At 71.9% G+C, this 21,161-nt stretch carries 14 protein-coding genes and 2 pseudogenes; 7 read left to right on the top strand and 9 right to left on the bottom strand.

Annotated features, from left to right (window positions below; all coding sequences use genetic code 11):
- Positions 1–113 precede the first annotated feature (113 nt).
- The 5 genes and pseudogenes from AB0C36_RS05210 to AB0C36_RS05190 all read right to left on the bottom strand — a co-directional run bounded on the left by AB0C36_RS05210 (position 114) and on the right by AB0C36_RS05190 (position 5,480).
- Positions 114–1,175 carry a PP2C family protein-serine/threonine phosphatase gene (locus tag AB0C36_RS05210; RefSeq protein ID WP_358349441.1) on the bottom strand — a complete coding sequence of 354 codons (1,062 nt, stop codon included), beginning with the start codon at positions 1,173–1,175 and terminating at the stop codon, positions 114–116.
- A gap of 308 nt (positions 1,176–1,483) precedes the next feature.
- Positions 1,484–2,305 (bottom strand): annotated as a pseudogene (locus AB0C36_RS05205) (Fpg/Nei family DNA glycosylase); the annotation flags it as partial.
- Positions 2,306–2,615: 310 nt separating this feature from the next.
- Positions 2,616–3,083, bottom strand: coding sequence for a ribose-5-phosphate isomerase (locus AB0C36_RS05200; RefSeq protein ID WP_358349438.1), 468 nt, complete (start codon positions 3,081–3,083; stop codon positions 2,616–2,618).
- A gap of 116 nt (positions 3,084–3,199) precedes the next feature.
- Positions 3,200–3,796, bottom strand: coding sequence for a biotin transporter BioY (locus AB0C36_RS05195; protein ID WP_358349436.1), 597 nt, complete (start codon positions 3,794–3,796; stop codon positions 3,200–3,202).
- A 235-nt stretch (positions 3,797–4,031) separates the two neighbouring features.
- Positions 4,032–5,480: an aldehyde dehydrogenase family protein gene (locus tag AB0C36_RS05190; RefSeq protein WP_358349433.1), complete on the bottom strand. Its 1,449-nt coding sequence runs from the start codon at positions 5,478–5,480 to the stop codon at positions 4,032–4,034.
- A 195-nt stretch (positions 5,481–5,675) separates the two neighbouring features.
- On the opposite strand from AB0C36_RS05190, the gene AB0C36_RS05185 reads away from it, so the two are divergent.
- On the top strand, positions 5,676–6,305 hold the full coding sequence (locus tag AB0C36_RS05185; RefSeq protein WP_358349461.1) for a superoxide dismutase: 630 nt from the start codon (positions 5,676–5,678) through the stop codon (positions 6,303–6,305).
- A gap of 319 nt (positions 6,306–6,624) precedes the next feature.
- Here the strand turns inward: AB0C36_RS05185 and AB0C36_RS05180 are convergent, their stop codons facing one another.
- Together AB0C36_RS05180 and AB0C36_RS05175 are read right to left on the bottom strand one after the other, a co-directional pair.
- Positions 6,625–7,320, bottom strand: a complete 696-nt coding sequence (locus AB0C36_RS05180) for a hypothetical protein (RefSeq protein WP_358349431.1) — start codon at positions 7,318–7,320, stop codon at positions 6,625–6,627.
- A 159-nt stretch (positions 7,321–7,479) separates the two neighbouring features.
- Positions 7,480–8,097, bottom strand: a complete 618-nt coding sequence (locus AB0C36_RS05175) for a mycothiol-dependent nitroreductase Rv2466c family protein (protein ID WP_358349428.1) — start codon at positions 8,095–8,097, stop codon at positions 7,480–7,482.
- A 151-nt stretch (positions 8,098–8,248) separates the two neighbouring features.
- Between AB0C36_RS05175 and pepN (AB0C36_RS05170) the strand changes: the two genes are divergently transcribed.
- From pepN (AB0C36_RS05170) to AB0C36_RS05160, 3 genes are all read left to right on the top strand, one after another.
- A complete protein-coding gene (gene pepN, locus AB0C36_RS05170) occupies positions 8,249–10,804 on the top strand; it encodes an aminopeptidase N (RefSeq protein ID WP_358349425.1) in 2,556 nt (851 codons plus the stop codon).
- A 40-nt stretch (positions 10,805–10,844) separates the two neighbouring features.
- On the top strand, positions 10,845–13,403 hold the full coding sequence (pepN, locus tag AB0C36_RS05165; RefSeq protein WP_358349422.1) for an aminopeptidase N: 2,559 nt from the start codon (positions 10,845–10,847) through the stop codon (positions 13,401–13,403).
- Between the two features lie 314 nt (positions 13,404–13,717).
- On the top strand, positions 13,718–13,903 hold the full coding sequence (locus AB0C36_RS05160; RefSeq protein WP_358349459.1) for a hypothetical protein: 186 nt from the start codon (positions 13,718–13,720) through the stop codon (positions 13,901–13,903).
- Between the two features lie 31 nt (positions 13,904–13,934).
- Here AB0C36_RS05160 and malQ read toward each other — a convergent pair whose 3' ends face one another.
- Together malQ and AB0C36_RS05150 are read right to left on the bottom strand one after the other, a co-directional pair.
- Positions 13,935–16,265 carry a 4-alpha-glucanotransferase gene (gene malQ, locus AB0C36_RS05155; protein ID WP_358349420.1) on the bottom strand — a complete coding sequence of 777 codons (2,331 nt, stop codon included), beginning with the start codon at positions 16,263–16,265 and terminating at the stop codon, positions 13,935–13,937.
- Between the two features lie 257 nt (positions 16,266–16,522).
- A pseudogene (locus tag AB0C36_RS05150) lies at positions 16,523–17,026 on the bottom strand (HNH endonuclease); the annotation flags it as partial.
- A 156-nt stretch (positions 17,027–17,182) separates the two neighbouring features.
- Here AB0C36_RS05150 and AB0C36_RS05145 point away from each other — a divergent pair.
- From AB0C36_RS05145 to AB0C36_RS05135, 3 genes are all read left to right on the top strand, one after another.
- Positions 17,183–19,336 carry a prolyl oligopeptidase family serine peptidase gene (locus AB0C36_RS05145; RefSeq protein ID WP_358349417.1) on the top strand — a complete coding sequence of 718 codons (2,154 nt, stop codon included), beginning with the start codon at positions 17,183–17,185 and terminating at the stop codon, positions 19,334–19,336.
- 114 nt (positions 19,337–19,450) lie between these two features.
- Positions 19,451–20,476, top strand: a complete 1,026-nt coding sequence (locus tag AB0C36_RS05140) for a mechanosensitive ion channel family protein (protein WP_358349414.1) — start codon at positions 19,451–19,453, stop codon at positions 20,474–20,476.
- Between the two features lie 257 nt (positions 20,477–20,733).
- The gene (locus AB0C36_RS05135; protein ID WP_358349411.1) at positions 20,734–21,132 is read left to right on the top strand and encodes a globin; all 399 of its coding nucleotides are present in this window, start codon (positions 20,734–20,736) and stop codon (positions 21,130–21,132) included.
- Positions 21,133–21,161: the final 29 nt, after the last annotated feature.

Below are 21,161 nucleotides of genomic sequence, written 5' to 3'. Positions count from 1 at the left end.
TTCATCAATCTTCCCCCCCACCCGCCTCTCACCACGCCCCCTCCCAACCTCGTCCGTTGCCGGACGACCTCGCAGGTCGTCCGGCAACCGGCCTCGGTGCGGGTACGTGTGGCTCAGCGGGTGCCGTGGCGGCGGATCAGCACCACGGCACGGTCGTCGGCGACGTTGCCGCTCGCGGAGTCGGCGATTCGGCGCGCGCCGTCCGCGAAGTCGTCGGCGACGAGTTTGTCGGCCTCGCCCAGGAGCCGGTCGATGCCGACGCTGATGTCCTGGCCGGGGACTTCGACCATGCCGTCGGTGAACAGCAGCAGGGCGTCGCCGGGCCCCAGCACACCGCTGACGCCCTCATACGTGGAGCCGGGAATGACGCCCAGCAGCGGCCCCTCGGCCTCCCGCACCTCCCAGATGCCCGACGCGGCGACCCAGTGCGCGCCGGGCGGGTGGCCCGCGGAGATCAGTTCGTACTCGCCGGTCTCCAGGTCGATCGCCACGTGCACGGCGGTCGCGAAGCCCTCGTCCCAGCCCTGCCGCAGCAGGTAGTCGTTGGCGGCCGGCAGGAACCCGTGCGGTGCCAGTGATCCGATGAGTCCGCCGAACGCGCCGGACAGCAGGAGTGCCCGGGTTCCGGCGTCGAGCCCCTTGCCGGACACGTCGACGAGGGCTATCTCCAGCGTGCGGCCGCCGCGCCGACCGCGCGTGGCCACCACGAAGTCGCCCGAGAACGCCTGGCCTCCGGCCGGACGCAGCACCACGTCGGTGTGCCATTGCGGCGGCAGTTCGGGCACCAGGCCGTGGGCGCGCAGGCGGTCGCGCAGGTCGAAGAGCATCGTCTCGCCGCGCGTGCCCTGGAGGCCGAGCCGGGTCCGTTTGCGTGCGACGAACACGACCATGAACGCCACCAGGGCGACGACCACGACGGCGCCCGGGCGTACGACCCCGGTGCCGTGTACACGCTCCAAGGCGACCAGGACCCCGGCCGTCGCCGCGTAGAGCAGAAGCAGGCTCGCCATGCGCAGGACGAGGCCGCCGACGAAGAGCGGGACGACGAGGGTCGTGACCGGAAACCATGCCTCGTCGACCGACGGCAGCAGGCCGCACACGGTGACGAGGGCAAGCAGCGCGACCAGGAAGAAGCGGTCGGAGGGCAGCAGCGTGTGCCGGGCCCAGAATGCCAACTTCCTTCCCCGACGGGCGAATCGCCGGGGCCGCGACTCCCTCGTCTCCGCCATTGCGCGACCTTACCCAGCACATCGCGCCACGTCGACGGACCTCCGGACAGGCCGCCCCGGCACATCCGGACGTACCCGGAGAAAATCGAAACGTATGTCGACTTGTCTCCGGATAGTCAGCGACTCCGTTCGGCCGACGGGAGGGAGAGTCGGCGTTGCCGGGCTGCCACGGCGGCCGTGCCCGGGGTGGCAGCCGACGTACCCAGGGTGGCGGCTGCCGTGCCCGGCAGCACGGTCTTCGCGGCCCGACGCCGGGCCTTGGGCTGGCACTTGGGACACCAGAAGAGGTTGCGTCCGGCCAGCTCCTCGATGCGGACCTTGGTGGTGCACACCAGGCACGGCATGCCGGTGCGGCGGTAGACGTACACCTCGCCGCCGTGGTCGTCCTTGCGCGGCTCGCGGCCCATGGCCTCGGGTGTGTGCTCGGGACGGACGGTGTCGATGCGGTTGACGCGTACACCCTCGGCCATCAGCTCGACGAGGTCCGCCCAGATCGCGTCCCACACGCGGCGCTTGACGAGGCGGCCCTCGCGATGCGGATCGAGGCGGGCGCGGAACAGCGCCTCGGCCCGGTAGACGTTGCCGACTCCGGCCAACACCTTCTGGTCCATGAGCAGTTCGGCGATCGGCTTGCCGCTGCGCGAGATGCGGTGCCAGGCCTCGTCCGGGTCGGCGTCGGGACGCAGCGGGTCGGGGCCGAGGCGGGCGTGCAGCGCGTTCTTCTGCGCGAGGGTCACGATCTCGCAAGTGTTGGGGCCCCGCAGGTCGGCCCAGCCGTCCTCGCCGACCATGCGCAGGCGCACGACGCCGACCACCGGACCGGGCTCGCCGCCCGCGGGGAACTCGCCGAAGCGGAACACCCCAGCTATGCCGAGGTGCACGTGGATCCAGCGCTCGCCGGGGAACTCCAGGAACAGGTGCTTGCCGTGCGCCTCGGCACCGACCAGCTCGGAGCCGTCGAGCAGGGCGGCGGCATCGGCGAACCGGCCCTGCGGGCTGGACAGCGCGACCTCGCGGCCGGCGAAGCGCTCGGTGTGCTCAGCGGCGAGGCGGTGGATCGTGTGGCCCTCGGGCACGTACTCCCCTTTCGGAAACGGGCGGCGGCAGATCGGCGGCGCGGCGGCCGCGCGGGGCGGTCGGGCGGACCCGCACCGGCAAAGTTAGCCGACCGCACCGACAATCCGGACGGGCCTTTCGTCCCGGGCAGTCCCGGGCAGTCCCGGGCAGTCCTGGCGGTCCCGCACAGTCCCGGGCAGTTCCCGGGCACGGCAACGCCGACGGCCCGGTCACAGGTGCGGAACACCTGCGGCCGGGCCGCGCGTGAGGGTCGTGGCAGGGACGTGTCGGGCGGCGCCGTCGGGCGAGGGTCGGCCCGCGGCGGACCGGCTACGGCAGCGGCGGAAGCTCGCCGGTGGTCTCGTACGCGCTCATCTGGTCGATGCGCTTGATGTGCCGCGGCGCGTCGGAGAACGGCGTGTCGAGGAACACCTGCAGGAACTTGGCGGCCTCGTCCTCGGTGTGCATGCGCGCGCCCAGGCTGATGACGTTGGCGTTGTTGTGCTCGCGGGCGAGCGCGGCGATGTCCTCGCGCCACACGAGAGCGGCACGGATGCCCTTGACCTTGTTGGCGGCGATCTGCTCGCCGTTGCCGGATCCGCCGATCACCACGCCGAGCGAGCCGGGGTCCTTGGCGACGGCCTCGCCGGCGCGCAGGCAGAAGACGGGGTAGTCGTACGCCTCCGCCTGGACGGCCGGGCCGACGTCGACGGCCTCGTGGCCGTTGGCGTTCAGCCACTCGATGAGGTGCTTCTTGAGGTCGTAGCCGGCGTGGTCGGAGCCGAGGTAAACACGCATGGGGGCAGTCTCTCAGGCTCTCGGCCGGATCTCACATCGCGGGGTCCGCTCGGCCGCCGCCGGGTGCTGGGGCGGCCGCCGCCCCTCGGCTCAACAGCGGCGGCCGACCCGGTGGTTCAGCCTCGGCGGCCGGCCAGTCGCCATGCGGCGGGCAGCAGCCCCATCGCCAGGGCGATCTTGAGGGCGTCCCCGAACAGGTACTTCTCCATGCCGATTTCGTACGCCTGCGACAGGCTGATGCCCAGGTCGTGCGCGAGGTACGACAGACCCACGGCGTAGATGACCGCGTTGCCGAGCAGCATGACCGCCGCGGTGCCCAGCGGTCCGCGGTCGGCGCCGCGGCGGGCCAGCGTCCCCGCGAGCCCTGCGGCGAACACGAAGCCGATGACGTAGCCGAGGGTCGGCATGCCGGTGCCGGAGGTGCCCTCCGCGAACCACGGCATCCCCGCGGCGCCGGCCGCGAGGTACAGCGCCATCGCGGCGAGGCCGCGCCACGCACCGAGCGCGGTGCCGACGAGGAGCACGGCGAAGGTCTGGCCGGTGACCGGGACGGGCGAGCCGGGAACGGGCACCGAGAGCTGGGCGGCGAGGCCGACGAATCCGGCGGCGCCGACGACGAGGGCGGCGTCGCGCACGGTCGCGCCGCGGAACGCGCGGGCGGGGACGAGGTCGGCGAGTACCGGCAGGGACGTGCCGGGCAGGGCAGTGCTCACGAGGACTCCACACTCAAGGTTCAGTTGCGGGACCAGGCGAACGTACCGAACGCGTTAACGACCGTTCATGCCGGTGCCCGACAACGAAGCGCACGGTTCGTTGTCGGGCACCGCACAACCTGCCTCGTGCGTCGGTCGGCACAGCTCGGCGGAACTCGGCAGAATTCGGCGGAAGTCACCGGATAGCGGCCGAATTCAGATGACCGCGTCCGAACTCAGGGGAACCCGGAGGAGCTCAGAGCTGGATCGACTTGATCTCCAGGTACTCCTCCAGGCCGTACCGGCCCAGCTCGCGGCCGTTGCCCGACTGCTTGTAACCGCCGAACGGGGCAAGGGGGTTGAAGGCGCCGCCGTTCACGTCCACCTGGCCGGTGCGGATCCGGCGGGCGAAGGCGAGGCCCTCTTCCTGCGTGGCTGCCCACACCGCGCCGCCGAGGCCGTACGACGTGTCGTTGGCGATGCGCTCGGCGTCGGCCTCGTCGTCGTAGGGCAGGATCGACAGGACCGGTCCGAAGATCTCCTCGCGGGCGACGGCCATGTCGTTGGACACGTTGGCGAAGACCGTCGGACGCACGAAGTAGCCCGCGTCCACGCCGTCCGGACGCCCGGGGCCGCCGGTCGCGAGGACGGCGCCCTCTTCGACGCCGCGCTCGATGTAGCCCTGCACGCGCTCGAACTGCACGGACGACACGAGCGGGCCGAGCTTGCCGTCCAGCGCGCCCGCGGCCTCGGCCGCCAACTCCACGGCGCGGTCGTGGTCGTCGCGGTGCACGAGCATGCGGGTCAGCGCGTTGCAGGCCTGCCCCGAGTTGAGGTACGCGCCGTTGACCCCGGCCCGGACCGCGGCCTCCAGGTCGGCCCCGGGCAGGATCACGTTCGCCGACTTGCCGCCCAGCTCCAGGGCCACGCGCTTGACGGTCGGCGCGGCGAGCGCGGCGACCCGCGTGCCGGCACGTGTCGACCCGGTGAACGAGACCATGTCGACGCCCGGGTGCGACGCGATCGCCTCGCCGACGACGGGCCCGGTCCCGGACACCAGGTTGACGACGCCCGCCGGGATGCCGGCCGCGTCCAGGATCTCCATGAAGACGTACGCCGCCGACGGCGCCACCTCGCTGGGCTTGAGCACCACCGTGCAGCCCGCCGCGAGCGCGGGCCCGAGCTTGTTGGTGATCTGGTGCAGCGGGAAGTTCCAGGGCGTGATCGCGCCGACCACACCGACGGGTTCGCGCACCACCAGCGAGTTGCCGATGCGCTCCTCCCACACGAACTCCTCCGCGAGGCGCACGTACGTGCCCAGCACGCCGATGGGCAGGCCGACGTGTACGCGCTGCGCCAGCGGACCCGGCGCGCCGATGTCCCGGGTCACCGCCTCGGCCATCTCGCCGGTGCGCTCGGCGAGCAGGTCACGGACCTTGGCCAGGGCCGCGGCGCGCTCCGCGGGCGGCGTCGCGGCCCACCCGGGGAAGGCGCGGCGGGCCGCGGCGACCGCACGGTCCACGTCCTCCGGCGTGCCTTCGGGGACGGTCGCGTGCACGGTCTCGGTGACCGGGTCGACCACCTCGATGACGCCGCTGCCCGTCGAGGGCACCCACGCGCCGCCGATGTGGATGGTGTCGTGCACCGTGACCGCCGTCCCGTGTCCGGACGTCGCGGCCCCCGTGGTCTCCGCCTGCTGTGTCATGCCGGGCACCCCTTCTCCACTGGCCCCACTGCTACATCACTGCTACGTCGTTGCTGCGTTTGCTGCGTCGTTGCCCACGTCTCCGGGAACGCTACGTCCGGCGCGCCGCGAGGTCACCCCTCCGGGGCGGGAATAGGTTTCTTGCGTAGGATCTTCAATTGCAAGTAACTTGCAATTGAAAACGCCTCGGAGGAACTGATGACCTACACCTTGCCCGAGCTCCCGTACGACTACGCGGCGCTGGAGCCCGTCATCAGCGGCCAGATCATCGAGCTGCACCACGACAAGCACCACGCGGCGTACGTCAAGGGCGCGAACGACACGCTCGAACAGCTCGCCGAGGCGCGGGACAAGGACCAGCTCGGCGGCATCGTCGGACTCGAGCGCACGCTCGCGTTCCACCTGGCCGGACACGTGCTGCACTCGATCTACTGGACGAACATGTCCGGCGACGGCGGCGGCGAGCCCGGCAAGGACGGCGCCGAGGGCGAGCTCCGCGAGGCCATCGAGGAGCACCTCGGCGGCTTCGACAAGTTCAAGAACCAGCTCACCAAGGCCACCGCCACGACCCAGGGTTCGGGCTGGGGCGTGCTGGCTTGGGAGCCGCTGGGTCAGCGCCTGATCGTCGAGCAGGTGTACGACCACCAGGGCAACATCGGCCAGGGCGCGGTCCCGCTGCTGGTGTTCGACGCCTGGGAGCACGCGTTCTACCTGCAGTACAAGAACGTCAAGCCGGACTTCGTCGACGCCATGTGGAAGATCGTCAACTGGCAGGACGTCGCCGCCCGCTTCGGCAAGGCGAAGGCGGCCGGCGCGCTCGTCTGAGCAGCCGGCGACCGACGGCCTCGTAACGGCACAGCCGCGCAACTGCGCGGTACGCACCGCAGATTCCGGAGGGACGTGACCTCCGGGGCCTTTCGAACTGATCGTCTTCCCAACGTCAGCTTCAGTCAGGCCGGAAACGACCCCGCGCGCGCCAATCGCGCGGGGTCGTTTCGCTGCGCCCAACCCTAGAGCGGGCACGGGAGTCGACGGGAACCGCACACCTTTGAACGCATGAACGCATGAGCGCATGAACGCGACCCGCCGCACAGTCCCTCGCCGGGGCAACACCCAGCCCGCGCCTGAGCCCGCGTCCGTCCGCTCAGTCCGACGGCGACGTCCAGACGAGCGGCCTGCTGCGGCCGACCACGGAGTACTCGCGGGCCAGCCCTGCCTCGTGCAGGCGGGCCAACGGGGTGAAGGACAGGCCGTACTCGTCCTCGCCCTTGTCGAATCCCCAGTCCTTGTAGATCTCGACCTCGTAGACCACCCGGACCGCGGGACCGGCGGCGGCCGCCACGTCGCCCCGCGCGGCGTCCTCGCCGTCGTCCGCCGCGATGTCGAGCCGTCCGGTGATGCGGTACTGCAGACCGCGCAGCGCCAGCCACCAGTCCAGGTGGTCCCCCCGGCCGATCCGCACACCGTGCCAGTTCGTCGTCACGTCGAACTCGCGCTCCGTGCCCCCGCTCTCGCGCCAACGGGCCAGGGCCAAGTCCCGCCACTCCACCAGGTGCCGGTCAGCGACGCGCCGAAAGGGTGCGGTGCCGAGCGGGCCTTCAGGGTCGACCGTGAGGTCGGCGCCGGTACGCCCGTAGTAGTGCCGCAGCGTGGCGGCACTGTGCCGCAGACCGACGACGCGCCAGACCACCGCGGTGGGACGCAGGGCCACCGAGAACGCCCGGTCGCGGACACCCGGACGTCGCGACCCGAACGGCGCGTTGCCGTTGGGGGTACGCGGGTCCGGTCGGCCGCGGCGGGCCGTGCGTACCAGGGGTCTGGAGCGTTCAGGCGCGGTCATCTGTCCAGTTTATTGGCTTATGTCACGATCTGTTGTACGGGTGCTTCATGGTGTCGCCGCGTCCGAGCATGGCATGCATCCGCAGGCGTACGCAGGGGCCGCGAGGCGTAATGTCTTTCCGCCTCGCGGCCCCTCGGCGCCGTGCCCCGCTGCCCGTCCTCAGTCGAAGATGGGGCCTTCGGTGCGCGTGCGCTTGAGCTCGTAGAAGCCCGGCGTGCCCGCGACCAGCACGCAGCCGTCCCACAGCCGGCCCGCGGCCTCGCCCTTGGGAGCCGGGGTCACCACCGGGCCGAAGAACGCCACGCCGTTGACGGACACGACCGGCGTGCCGACGTCTTCACCCACAAGGGTGATGCCCTGCTTGTGCGACTCGCGCAGCGCCTCGTCGTAGTCGGTGGAGTCCGCGGCGTCCGCGAGGTCCTTGGGCAGCCCGGCCTCCTCCAAGGCCTCCTCGATCGTCGCCCGGTCGTAGTCCCGGCCGCCGGGATGCCGCCGGTTGCCCAGCGCGGTATAGAGCGGCAGCAGCGCCTCGTTGCCGTGCTTCTGCTCGGCGGCAATGCACACGCGCACCGGGCCCCAGCCGCGCTGCAGCATCTCCTTGTACTGCTCCGGGATGTCGTCCCGGTTCTCGTTGAGCACCGACAGGCTCATGACGTGCCAGGTGACGTCGATGGGACGCACCTTCTCGACCTCGAGGATCCAGCGCGAGGTCATCCAGGCCCACGGGCACAGCGGGTCGAACCAGAAGTGCGCTTGGTCGCGCTCCACGGTCGTCAAGATGCGATCCTTCCGCTTCACAATGGCGGGTGGTATCCGCCCCTCAACCGTGCAACCCCGCCCCCGCGCGCGCCATTCCGCAACGACCCCGCCGATCCGCACCGCCGTGAAAGGATCGCGGGGACAAGCGGAGACAAAGGGAGCGTGACCCGTGCCCGGTAGGAACCTGACGCGCGACGAGGCCCGCGAGCGGGCCCGGCTGATCGGCGTCGAGGCGTACGACATCGCCCTCGACCTGACGACCGGGCCGACCACGTTCCGGTCCGAGACGGTGATCCGGTTCACCTGCGCGGAGCCGGGCGCCGCGACCTTCGCCGACCTGCTGGCGCCCGAGGTGCACGAGGTGACCCTGAACGGGCGCGCCCTCGATCCGGCGCAGGTCTTCGACGGCGTGCGCGTGGCGCTCGACGGGCTGGCGGCGGAGAACGAGCTGCGGGTCGTCGCGACGTGCGCCTACAGCCGGACCGGCCAGGGGCTGCACCGCTTCGAGGATCCGGTGGACGGCGGCGTCTACACGTACACGCACTTCGAGCCCGCCGACGCCCGGCGGCTGTACGTCAACTTCGAACAGCCGGACCTGAAGGCGTCGTTCACGTTCACGGTGGACGCCCCCGAGGAGTGGACCGTCGTGTCGAACGCCCCCGAGGCGTCCCGCGAGCCGGTCCGTGCCGGGGTCGCGCGGTGGCGGTTCGTGCCGACCGAGCGCATCTCCACGTACATCACCGCGATCGCGGCCGGCACCTACCACGTCGTACGCGACGTCTACGAGGGCGACGGCGTGACCGTCCCGCTGGGCCTGCTGTGCCGCGCCTCGCTCGCCGAACACCTCGACGTGGAACGGCTGATCGGGCAGACCAAGGCCGGTTTCGCGTTCTTCCACCGGGCGGACCGCTTCGCGCTGCCGTACCCGTTCGGCAAGTACGACCAGGTCTTCGTACCGGAGTACAACATCGGCGCGATGGAGAACCCCGGCTGCGTCACCTTCCGCGACGAGTACGTCTTCCGCTCCAAGGTGACCGAGGCGGCGTACGAAGGCCGCGCCAACACCGTGCTGCACGAGATGGCCCACATGTGGTTCGGCGACCTGGTCACCATGACCTGGTGGGACGACCTGTGGCTCAAGGAGTCGTTCGCCGACTACATGGGCACCGCGGCCGTCGCCGAGGCCACCGAGTACGAGGACTCGTGGGTGTCCTTCGCCATCCGCCGCAAGGCGTGGGCCTACCGGCAGGACCAACTCCCCACCACGCACCCGGTCGTCGCCGACATCCGCGACCTCGAGGACGCGATGCTCAACTTCGACGGCATCACGTACGCCAAAGGCGCCTCGGTCCTCAAACAACTGGTCGCGTACGTCGGCAAGGACGCGTTCTACGCGGGCTCGCGGCAATACTTCGCGCGGCACGCGTACGGCAACACCGGCCTGGAGGACCTGCTTTCCGCCCTGGAGGCGTCCAGCGGGCGCGACCTGTCGACGTGGTCCAAGGCGTGGCTGGAGACCACCGGCATGAACCGCCTCGTGCCGGAGGTCGAGGTGGACCCGGACGGCGTGATCACCTCCTTCGCGGTACGCCAGGAGGGCGAGCCGCCGCGCCCGCACCGCATCGCGATCGGCTGCTTCGACGACGACGGCTCGGGGCACCTGGCCCGGGTGCGGCGCGTCGAGGTCGACGTGACCGGGCCGCGCACCGAGGTCCCCGAGCTGGTCGGCCACCCCCGGTCCGCGCTGATCCTGCTCAACGACGACGACCTGACCTACTGCAAGATCGCCTTCGACACCGTGTCGGCCGCGACCGCGCTCGCCCGTCTGTCGGACGTGGACGACTCCCTCGCCCGCGCGCTCATCTGGTCGGCGATGTGGAACCTCGCCCGCGACGCCGAGCTGCCCGCCAGGGAGTTCGTGGACCTGGTGCTGCGCCACGCGTCGGGCGAGTCGCGCATCGCGGTCGTGCAGATGGTGCTGGAGCAGGCCGAGTCGGCGCTCGAGCACTACGCCGACCCCGGATGGCGTGCCGAGGGCCGCGCCCGGCTCGCCGCCGGGGCGCTGCGCGAACTGCGGTCCGCCGAACCGGGCAGCGACCACCAGCTCGCGTGGGCGCGCTGCTTCGGGCGTACCGCCACCGGGCAGGAGGGACTGGAGTTCCTGCGGTCTCTCGTGGCGGGCGACGACGAGGTCGAGGGCCTAGTCGTCGACAAGGAGCTGACCTGGCTCATCACCGAGACACTCGCGGTCGAGGGGTTCGCCGACGCGACCGACATCGACTCGGTGCTGGCCGGCGACGACACCGCCGCGGGGCGCCAGCACGCCGCGGCCTGCCGCGCGGCCGTCGACTCGCCCGAGGCCAACGCGGAGGCGTGGCGCTCGGTCGTGGAGTCGGACGAACTGCCGAACGCCATGGTCGACGCCGTCATCCGGGGCTTCAACCGCACGTCCGCGCCCGCGAACCTCGCGCCGTACACCGAGCCCTACTTCGCGGCGCTCGACCGCGTGTGGGCCGAGCGCTCTATCGAGATCGCCCGGCGCATCGTGGTGGGGCTCTATCCGATGTGGGACGTCTCGCCGGAGCTGCTGCGGCGTACCGACGACTGGCTCGCCGACGACCGCCGGGCCCCGGCCCTGCGCCGTCTGGTCGTGGAGCGCCGCGACGATGCCGCCCGGGCGCTGCGGGCCCGGGCCAAGGACGCGTCCGCCGGGCGCTCCGCCTGACCTCCGCACCGATCCACCGACCGCAAAGGAGACGACCGGCGTGCCCGGTACCAACCTCACCCGTGAAGAAGCCCGCGAGCGGGCCCGGATCCTCACCGTCGACACCTACGACGTCGCACTCGACCTGACCGGCACCGGTCCGACGTTCGCGTCCGAGACGACCGTGCGGTTCTCCTGCGCCGAGCCCGGCGCCTCGACGTTCATCGACCTGGTCGCCCCGTCGGTCGACTCGGTGACCCTCAACGGCACCGAGCTCGACCCGGCGAAGGTCTTCGCGGACAGCCGCATCCGGCTGGACGGTCTGGCCGCGGAGAACGAACTGCGCGTCGTCGCCTCGTGCGCGTACATGAACACCGGCGAGGGCCTGCACCGGTTCGTCGACCCGGTCGACTCGAAGACCTACCTCTACACGCAGTTCGAGGTCGCCGACGCGCGCCGCGTGTTCGCCAACTTCGAGCAGCCGGATCTGAAGGCGTCGTTCGCCTTCAGCATCTCCGCGCCGCAGGACTGGCAGGTCATCAGCAACTCGCCGACGCCCGACCCCATCCCGTCGCTGGAGGGCAACGGGGCGGCGGTGTGGCGGTTCGCGCCGACGCCGCGGATCTCGACGTACATCACGGCCCTGGTCGCCGGGCACTACCACGCGGTCCGCGACTCCTACACGGCCGCGGACGGCACGGTCGTGCCGCTGGGGGTCTTCTGCCGCGCGTCGCTCGCCGAGTTCCTGGACGCCGACAACATCTTCGACGTGACGAAGCAGGGCTTCGACTACTTCCTCGAACAGTTCGACTTCCCCTACCCGTTCGCGAAGTACGACCAGCTCTTCGTGCCGGAGTACAATGCGGGCGCGATGGAGAACGCGGGCTGCGTGACGATCCTGGAGGACTACGTCTTCCGGTCGAAGGTGACAGACGCGTCGTACGAGGTGCGCGCGGAGACCATCCTGCACGAGCTCGCGCACATGTGGTTCGGCGACCTCGTCACCATGCAGTGGTGGGACGACCTGTGGCTCAACGAGTCGTTCGCCACGTACGCGTCGATCCGCTGCCAGGCGGAGGTCACGCGCTGGAAGCACGCGTGGGCGACGTTCGGCAACCGCATGAAGACGTGGGCCTACCGGCAGGACCAACTCCCGTCCACGCACCCGATCTTCGCGGACATCCGGGACCTGGAGGACGTCGAGGTCAACTTCGACGGCATCACGTACGCCAAGGGCGCCTCGGTGCTCAAGCAGCTCGTCGCGTACGTCGGCAGCGACCAGTTCATGGCCGGTGTCCGCACCTACTTCAAGCGGCACGCGTGGGGCAACACGACGCTCGCCGACCTGCTGACCGCCCTGGAGGAGACCTCCGGCCGCGACCTGTCCGCGTGGTCGGCCGAGTGGCTGCAGACGGCCGGCATCAACACGGTCCGCCCCGAGATCACCGTCGACGACTCGGGCACCATCACGTCCTTCGCGGTGCTCCAGGAAGCGCCGGAGGCGTGGCCGACCATCCGCACGCACCGCATGGCGATCGGCTTCTACAACCGCACGTCGGAGGGGCTCGTACGCTCCCACCGGGTCGAGCTGGACGTCTCCGGGCCGCGTACCGAGGTCGCCGAACTCGTCGGCCGGGCCCGGCCCGACGTCGTGCTGCTGAACGACGACGACCTGACATACTGCAAGATCCGCCTCGACGAGCACTCACTCGCGGTGGTGACGTCGGCGATCGGCGAGTTCGCCGACCCGCTGCCGCGCGCGCTGTGCTGGGCGGCGGCCTGGGACATGACGCGCGACGCGGAGATGGCGACGCGCGACTACCTGACCCTGGTGCTGTCCGGTATCGGGCAGGAGAAGGACATCAACATCGTCGGCTCGCTGCACCGCCAGCTGATCAGCGCGCTCGAACTGTACGCCGCCCCGGAGTGGCGGCCCACCGGGCTCGCCCGTCTGGCGGAGGCGGCACTCGGCCACCTGCGTTCCTCGGCACCCGGCAGCGACCACCAGCTCGCCTGGGCGCGCTGCCTGGCCACGGTGGCGGTCACCGACGACCAGATCGCGCTGCTCAAGGGGCTGCTCGACGGCACCGGGACGGTGGACGGCCTCGCGGTCGACACCGACCTGCGCTGGGCGCTGCTGCAGCGCCTGGTCGCGGTCGGCGCGGCGGACGCCGACGCCATCGAGGCCGAGCGCCGGCGCGACGACACGGCCGCGGGCGCGCGGCACGCGGCGGCCTGCCTGGCGGCGCGGCCGACGCGTGCGGCAAAAGACGAGGCGTGGGCCTCGGTCGTCGAGTCGGACACGCTGCCGAACGCCACGCAGGGCGCGGTCATCGGCGGGTTCCTGCAGCCGGACCAGCGCGAACTGCTCGCGGCGTACACGGAGCGCTACTTCGAGGCGATCGCCGGGATCTGGGAGCAGCGCACCAACGAGATCGCCCAGATGATCGTGATGGGCTTCTACCCGTCCATCCAGGTCTCGCAGGCGACCCTCGACCGCACCGACGCGTGGCTCGACGCGGCGGACCGGGTGCCGGCGCTGCGCCGCCTCGTGGTCGAGAGCCGCGACGGCGTCGCCCGGGCGCTGCGGGCCCAGGAGAAGGACCGCGCCTCGGCGTAGCCCGGATCGGCCGGGCCGGCCCCGACGCTTCGGCGGGACCTGACGCGTCGACAGGACGCGCCGGTCCGAGACCGGACGAGTCGGCGGAGCTCGGCGGGGACCGTGGGGGACCGTCGGGATCCGCGGATCAGCCTCGAAGCGAAGCCGCTTCGGGCGGATCCGCGGACCCGACGGGAACCGCCGGCCGCGCGGGGGCGACGCGTCACTCTCGCGGCTCCCCCGGTGGGGCGGTGCGGTACGGCGGCGAGTACGGTAGGACCGTGGTCAACAGGAATGCACTGCGTGCCGGCACGGTCGCGGCCGGCGTAACGCTCATGCTGCTCATCTCGTCCCCGGCGTTCGCCCTGACGCGGGACGACGGCGACGACCCGGGCCCCGGTCTGAGCATCGGCGAGACGCTCGGTTACTTCGTCGGGCTGCCGATCCTGCTCTTCGCGGTGATCGCGTTCCTGGTTTCGCTTCCCGACATCATGCGCAAGGGCGGCAACAAGAACCCGTAGGCCTAGTCCGGGGTGCCGCGCGGCCGTCGGGTCACAGGCCGCGCAGCACCCTGGCGAGCGAGGCCGCCCGCGCACTCGCGGTGAGGTCTTCGAGCAGCACCTTCCGGCCCGCCGAATCGGCCACCGGCAGGAGCCAGTTGGGGTACTCCCGTGAGGTTCCCGGGAGGTTCTGCGGACGGCGGTCCCCCACCGCGTCCGGCAGCCAGACGCCGATCATCCGGCAGGGCGCCCGCACGAGAAGGCGGTGCAGCGCCTCCACCGTCTCCCGCTCCCCCGCCCCCGGCCGCAGCAGCCCTCGGGAGCGCAGCAGGTCGAGCCACGCGTCGCGGTCCCGGTCCGCTTCCGCCCGGGCACTGTCGAGGTCGGTGGCCAGCAGTTCCAACTCCGCCCACAGGTCGACGTGTTCGCCGGCGAGCCGGGCCGCGGTGGGCGGCAGGTCGTGGGTGGTCACGGTGGCGAGGGACAGCGCACGCCAGTCCTCGGGCGGCATCGGGCCCGCGTCGTTCTGCTCGAACCACAGGACCGACGTCCCCAGGACGCCGCGCTCCCGCAGGTAGTCGCGCACCCACGGCTCGACGGTGCCCAGGTCCTCGCCGACCACGACGGCGCCCGCGCGGTGTGCCTCCAGGGCGAGGATGCCGACCATCGCCTCGTGGTCGTAGCGGACGTACGCCCCCCGGTCGGGGCGATTGCCGCGCGGGATCCACCAGAAGCGGAACAGGCCGAGGATGTGGTCGACGCGGACCGCACCCGCGTTGCGGAAGACGGCGCGCAGGAGTTCGCGGTAGGGGGCGTACCCGGCCTCGGCGAGCCGCACCGGGTGCCAGGGCGGCTGGCTCCAGTCCTGGCCGAAGGCGTTCATGGCGTCCGGGGGTGCGCCGCCCGAGGCACCGAGGGCCAGGACCTCGCCGCCGCGGCCGGAACCGAGGATCCACGCGTCCGAACCGTCGGGGTGCACGCCGACCGCGAGGTCGTGCACGACGCCGAGCGGCATGCCCGAGTCGCGCGCGGTGCGCTGCGCGTCGGCGAGCTGCCCGTCGGCGATCCACTGGCACCAGCGGTGGAAGTCGACGGCGGCGGACAGGCGGCGGCGTGCCTCGCGGACGCCGGGGCCGTCGGGGTCGTGCAGTTCCTCGGGCCAGTCGTGCCAGTTCGGGCCGTACTCCTCGACGAGCGCGCACCACGTGGCGTGGTCGTCGAGCCAGCGTCCCTCGGTGGCGAGGAAGGCGCGGTACGCCGCCTCGCGCCCCGGACTGCGCGGCACCCGGTGCACCATCGCCAGCGCCTCGCGCTTGGCGGTGCGCACGCGGTCGCGGTCCAGGCGCTCGCCGGAGCCGCGGGCCCCGGTGTCGGCGATGTCGGCGATGTCCGCGGCTCCCGGCGGCGAGCCGTCCGCGCCGGGCGTCCTCGCCCCCACGACGGTGGCGGTCGTCGTGCCGGTGGCGGTGTCGGTCGCGGCGTGCTCCAAGTCGCCGGTGCGCAGCCGCAGTTCCTCGGCGACGGCGTGTTCGACGGGGCTGAGGTACGCGTACTCCGGCACCGCTTCGACACGCACGTACATCGGGTCGGTGAAGCGGCGGCTGACCGGGAGGTAGGGCGAGGGTTCGACCGGCGCCACCGGCGACGCCGCGTGCAGCGGGTTGACCAGCACGAACCCGGCGCCGTGCCGGCGCGCCGACCAGCCGGCCAGGTCCGCGAGGTCGACGAGGTCTCCGATGCCCCACGAGCGTCGCGACAGCAGCGAGTACAGCTGCACCATGAATCCCCAGGAGCGTCCCGAGGGCGGCGCCAGGTGTGCGGGGGTCACCGCGAGCGGGGCGCTGGCGAGGCGTTCGTCGGTGCGGGCGCCGGGCACGCCGCCGGAGCCGAGCGGCACGTCGTCGGCGGACAGCACGCGGGCGTGCAGGGTGTGCCAGCCGAGCGGGAGGTCGACCGGCAGGGCGTACGCCCGCTCCTGGACAACCTGGCCGTCCACCGCGGGCGGCAGGTGGCGGGAGCGTTCGGCGAGGTCGCGGCGGACCCCGCCGTCCTCCTGCTCGACCCACAGTTCGAGGCGGGCACCGGGCTCGGTGTGCACCGAGAAGGTCTCGGACCGGCCGGCGCGGGTCACGATGACCGGGGGAAGCAGGCGCTGACGTCGCGTCAGCTCGTGTGCCGCGAGCGCGGCCTGCACTGCTTCGGGGGTCTCGGCGTCGACGCCGAGGGCGGCGAGGACCGCACGGACCGTGGCCTCGTCGGCGTAGACGACGTCGCCGCGCCAGCCGTGGTGCTCGGTCGCGACGCCGTACGCCCCCGCGAGTCTGGCCAGGTCACCGGTGACCGGCCCGGCCGCGGCCTTGTCCTCCGTGCTCGTGCGCTCCATCCAGCGAGCATCGCACCTGAGACGCCTCCGGCGGGGCTGTTCCGTGCGCGCGTCGCCCGAAGGGGCGCGCCGACCTGTGCGGAGCACCCCTTCGGAGACGGCAACGGCGGCGGACCTTCTGCCTCGTCCGGCAGGGCCCGCCGCCGTTATGCGCTTGCGGCTTGATCGTAGGTTTCGTACTGGCCGTAATGCCCCTTGCGGGCACTATGGTCGAAATGCTGATGCTGGTGCTGGTGGTCGGAACGGCCGAACCCGTACTCCTCCGCCCCGTACGGCGCGAGGTACGGCTCCCAGCGCGGATCACGGAAGCCGGTTCCGATGATGCGCCAGGCCAGCCCGCTCGGCTGCGCCGGCTTGCGGTGCATCCGCCAGCCCAGCTCGGCGATGTAGCGGTCGCTCTTGACGTGGTTGCAGCGGCGGCACGCCGAAACCACGTTCTCCCAGGTGTGCTGCCCGCCCCGGCTGCGCGGAATGACGTGGTCGACGCTGGTCGCGGCGCCCCCGCAGTACACGCAACGACCACCGTCCCGGGCGAAGAGCGCGCGACGGGTGAGCGGCACCTGACCCCGAAAGGGGATTCGGACAAATCGGGTCAATCGAATAACGCTCGGTACCGGAATCTCTGTGGTGGCGCTGTGCAGAATGCTGCCGGATTCCTCCAGGCAGGTGGCCTTGTTGTTGAGCACGAGAATGAGTGCCCGTCGCACCGAGACCACGCACAAGGGCTCGTACGACGCGTTGAGGACCAATGAATGCGGCACGTAATGCCTCCTTTTACGCCTGCGGCACGTGGCTCGCGCCGGGACGATCGGCTCCCAGTGTCGCTGCCCGCCTACCCCTCGCGCTACAAGGAATCCCCAAGGCCACACGCCGTTCACCTGTGGGTAGGTCCCTCGGAGCGGGTTTAGGATCCCGGCATGACGCGCCCGGACTATCCCCCCGCCCCCCGGTCCGACACCGTCGATGTGCTTGCGGGACGCCCCGTTCCGGACCCTTTTCGGCCGCTTGAGGACCCCTCTTCAGAGCGCACCCGGGCATGGTCTCGGGCGCAGGCCGAGATTTTCGCCACAGCGGCGTCGGAGCTGCCGGAAAGGGACCGGTTGCGCGACCGGGTGGCCGCCCTTCTGGCCACCGGCACCGTCGGAGCGCCTTTGTGGCGCGGGGACCGCTGCTTCTTCCGCAGGCGCCTCCCCGAGCAGGAACACGCGGTCCTCGTGACGGTCGGTCCGGACGGGGCCGAACGGGTGCTCGTCGACCCGGTCGCGCTGGATCCGGACGGGACGACGACGCTCGACGACTGGCGGCCCTCGCTCGAAGGGGACCTCCTCGCATACCGCGTGTCGCGTGGCGGCACCGAGGAATCCGAGCTGTACGTCATGGACCTCGCCACCGGCGAGACCGTCGACGGCCCGGTCACCCGAACGCGTGAATCGCCGCTCGCATGGCTGCCCGGCGGGCAGGCCATCTACCTCCAGCGCAACCTCCCGCCCGAACAAGTGCCCGAGGACGAGCGGCAGTACCACCGCCGCGTCTACCTGCACCGCCTGGGCACCGACCCGGACACCGACGTCGAGGTCTTCGGGGCGGACCAGGACAAGACCGCGTTCTTCCGCGTGTCGGTCTCGCACGACGGCCGCCACCTGGTCGTCAGCGCCTCCGAGGGCACGGCGCCGCGCAACGACCTGTGGATCGCGGACCTGACGGCGGGGCCGCCGGAGGCCCCCGTACTGCGGCCCGTGCAGATCGGCGTCGACGCGCGGACCGGCGCGCACCCCGGGCGCGACGGGCGCCTGTACCTGTTCACCGACCTCGACGCCCCACGCGGCCGGATCTGCGTCACGGACCCGGCCGCGGCCGACCTCGGCCCCGGCTCGTGGAAGACGCTGGTCCCCGAGGACCCGGAAGCGGTCCTGGAGGACTACGCGATCCTCGACGGCCCCGAACTGGGCGACGCCCCGGTCCTGCTGGCCGCGTGGACCCGACACGCGGTGGGCGAGCTGTCCCGCCACGACCTGCGTACCGGGGCCCGCACCGGGACGGTCCCGCTCGGCACGGACGGGTCCGCGACCGCACTGGGCTCGATAGGGGCACTCGTCGAGCGGCCGGAGGGCGGCTGCGAGGCGTGGTTCGGCTGGTCGGACTACCGCACGCCGTCGGCGGTGCGCCGCTACGACGCGCGTACCGGCGAGGTCTCGGTGTGGGCGACCGCCCCGGGCGCCGTGGACGTGCCCGAGGTACACGTGAGCGTCGAGGAGTACGCCTCCAAGGACGGCACGGTCGTACGCATGTTCGTCGTCTCCCCGACGTCCGCCCCCGACATCCCGCGCCCGACCGTCCTGTACGGCTACGGCGGCTTCGCGATCCCCATGACCCCCGGCTACTCCGCCGGCGTCCTGAGCTGGGTCGAGTCCGGCGGCGTGTACGCCATCGCCTGCCTGCGCGGCGGCAGCGAGGAGGGCGAGGACTGGCACCGAGCGGGCATGCGCGAGCACAAGCAGCGCGTCTTCGACGACTTCCACGCCGCCGCCGAACACCTCCTCGCCCGCGGCTGGTCGGCGCCCGGCGGCCTCGGCATCTCCGGCGGCTCCAACGGCGGCCTGCTGGTCGGCGCCGCGCTGACCCAGCGGCCCGAGCTGTACGCGGCGGTGGTCTGCTCGGCGCCGCTGCTGGACATGGCGCGCTACGAGCTGTCCGGGCTGGGCCGGCTGTGGACCGACGAGTACGGCACGGTCGAGGTGCCCGAGGAACTGGACTGGCTGCTGGGGTACTCGCCGTACCACCACGTCACCGAGGACGTGGAGTACCCGGCGGTGCTGTTCACGGTGTTCGAGGGGGACACCCGCGTCGACCCCCTGCACGCCCGCAAGATGTGCGCGGCGCTGCAGACGTTCGGCGCCGGGAGCCGGCCGGTGCTGCTGCGCGCGGAGTCCGATGTGGGCCACGCGGAGCGGTCCGTCACCCGCGCCGTCGAACTGTCGGCCGACACTCTGGCCTTCCTCGCCCGGTGGACCGGCCTGACGGGCACCTCCGCGGCGTGCCGTTACGGTGGTGGGGACCCGCCCGGCGCCTGACCGAACTCGATCGGGCACCTGATCGGGCACTCGATCGGGCAGCCGACCTACAGTCGATCGGGCGCTTGATCGTCCGCAAGCCCTGACCGGCACCAGCACCAGAGAGGTCCGCACGTGTTCGCACCGGGACTCCCGGCCATGTTGCTCGCCGCCGCCGACGACGAACAGCAGGACGGCAAGGTGTCGAGCTGGTTCGACCGGCACGGCGAGACCCTCGTGGTGACGCCCATCCGCATCCTGGTCATCATCATCGTCGCGCTCATCGTGCGGGCGATCACCCGCAAGATGATCACCCAGCTGATCGCGCGGATGGCCAACGACGGCGCCAACGGCAGCGGCCGCCCGGTGACCGGGTTCCTGCTCAACGCGGAGCGCCGCAGGCAGCGCGCCGAGACCGTGGGCTCGGTCATGCGGAGCATGGCCTCGTTCGTGATCCTCGGCATCGCCACACTGCTGGTGCTGAGCGAGCTCAACGTCAACCTCGCCCCGCTGCTGGCGAGCGCCGGCATCGCGGGCGTGGCGATCGGCTTCGGTGCGCGCAACCTCGTGACGGACTTCCTGTCCGGCATGTTCATGATCCTCGAGGACCAGTACGGCGTCGGCGACCTGGTGGACGCGGGCCCGGCGTCCGGCACGGTGATCGAGGTCGGGCTGCGCATCACCAAGCTGCGCGACGTCGACGGCACGGTCTGGTACGTGCGCAACGGCGAGATCAAGCGCGTCGGCAACCACAGCCAGGGCTGGGGCACCGCCAAGATCGACGTCCAGGTCGGCTACCGCGAGGACGTCGACAAGGTCCGCGACCTGATCGTCACCGCGACCGAGCAGCTCGCCGACGACGAGACGTGGAGCGAGACGGTGTGGGGTCCGGGCGAGGTGATCGGCATGGAGTCGGTCACCCCGGAGTCGGTCGTCCTGCAGGTGCAGGTCAAGACGATGCCCGGCCAGGAGCTGCCGGTGGCACGCGAGTTGCGGGCCCGGCTCAAGCGCGCGTTCGACGAGGCCGGCGTACGCCTGTCCGAACCGGTCGTCACCGCCATCCCCCCGGTCGACGCGACAGCCGCGGCCGCGGCCCCCGCCGCCGAGCCCGCGGCACCCCCGGCGGCGGCACCCCCGTCGGCACCCCCGCCGACCCCCTGACGCCCACCCCGGACGCGCACCCCGGACGCACGACCCGGACGCACGACCCCGTCCCGCGCCGTACGCCCGCATATCGCGGCTTCGACGTGGCCTGGCCGGGTGCATACCCGGGTGCGAACGGGAAGCTGCGGGTTGCGCGCGGCGCAGTGCGGAGGCCCGGGGCAGGCGCCCGATCCGGTTTTCCCGGGGCTGTTCTTCCGCGGGCGGGTTGTGTGCGACCCCTCCGCCGGCCGGTGCCCATCTGCGAGGATGGTGCGGTGAGCGAATCGACGGCGGATCAGTCCCCCTCCTTCTACGACGCGGTGGGCGGCGAGGAGACCTTCGTCAAGCTGGTGCACCGCTTCTACGAGGGCGTACGCGCCGACCCGCTGCTGCGGCCCATGTATCCCGAAGAGGACCTCGCCGGCGCCGAGGAGCGCCTGCGGCTGTTCTTGATGCAGTACTGGGGCGGCCCGCGCACGTACAGCGATTCGCGCGGCCACCCCCGACTCCGCATGCGGCACGCGCCGTTCGCGGTGACGCCGGCCGCCCGCGACGCGTGGTTGCGGCACATGCGGACCGCCGTCGACGAACTCGCGCTGGCCGAGCCCCACCGCGCGCAACTGTGGGACTACTTGGTGTACGCCGCGGAGTCGATGGTGAACCAGGCGGAGTAGTGACCGAAGTAAACCGGCCGGAGTGACCC

Source organism: Streptodolium elevatio (genome assembly GCF_040649515.1).
Lineage (GTDB): Bacteria > Actinomycetota > Actinomycetes > Streptomycetales > Streptomycetaceae > Yinghuangia > Yinghuangia elevatio.
The sequence above is the reverse complement of the archived record's forward strand: the minus strand, read 5'-3'. Positions and strand labels throughout refer to the sequence as shown.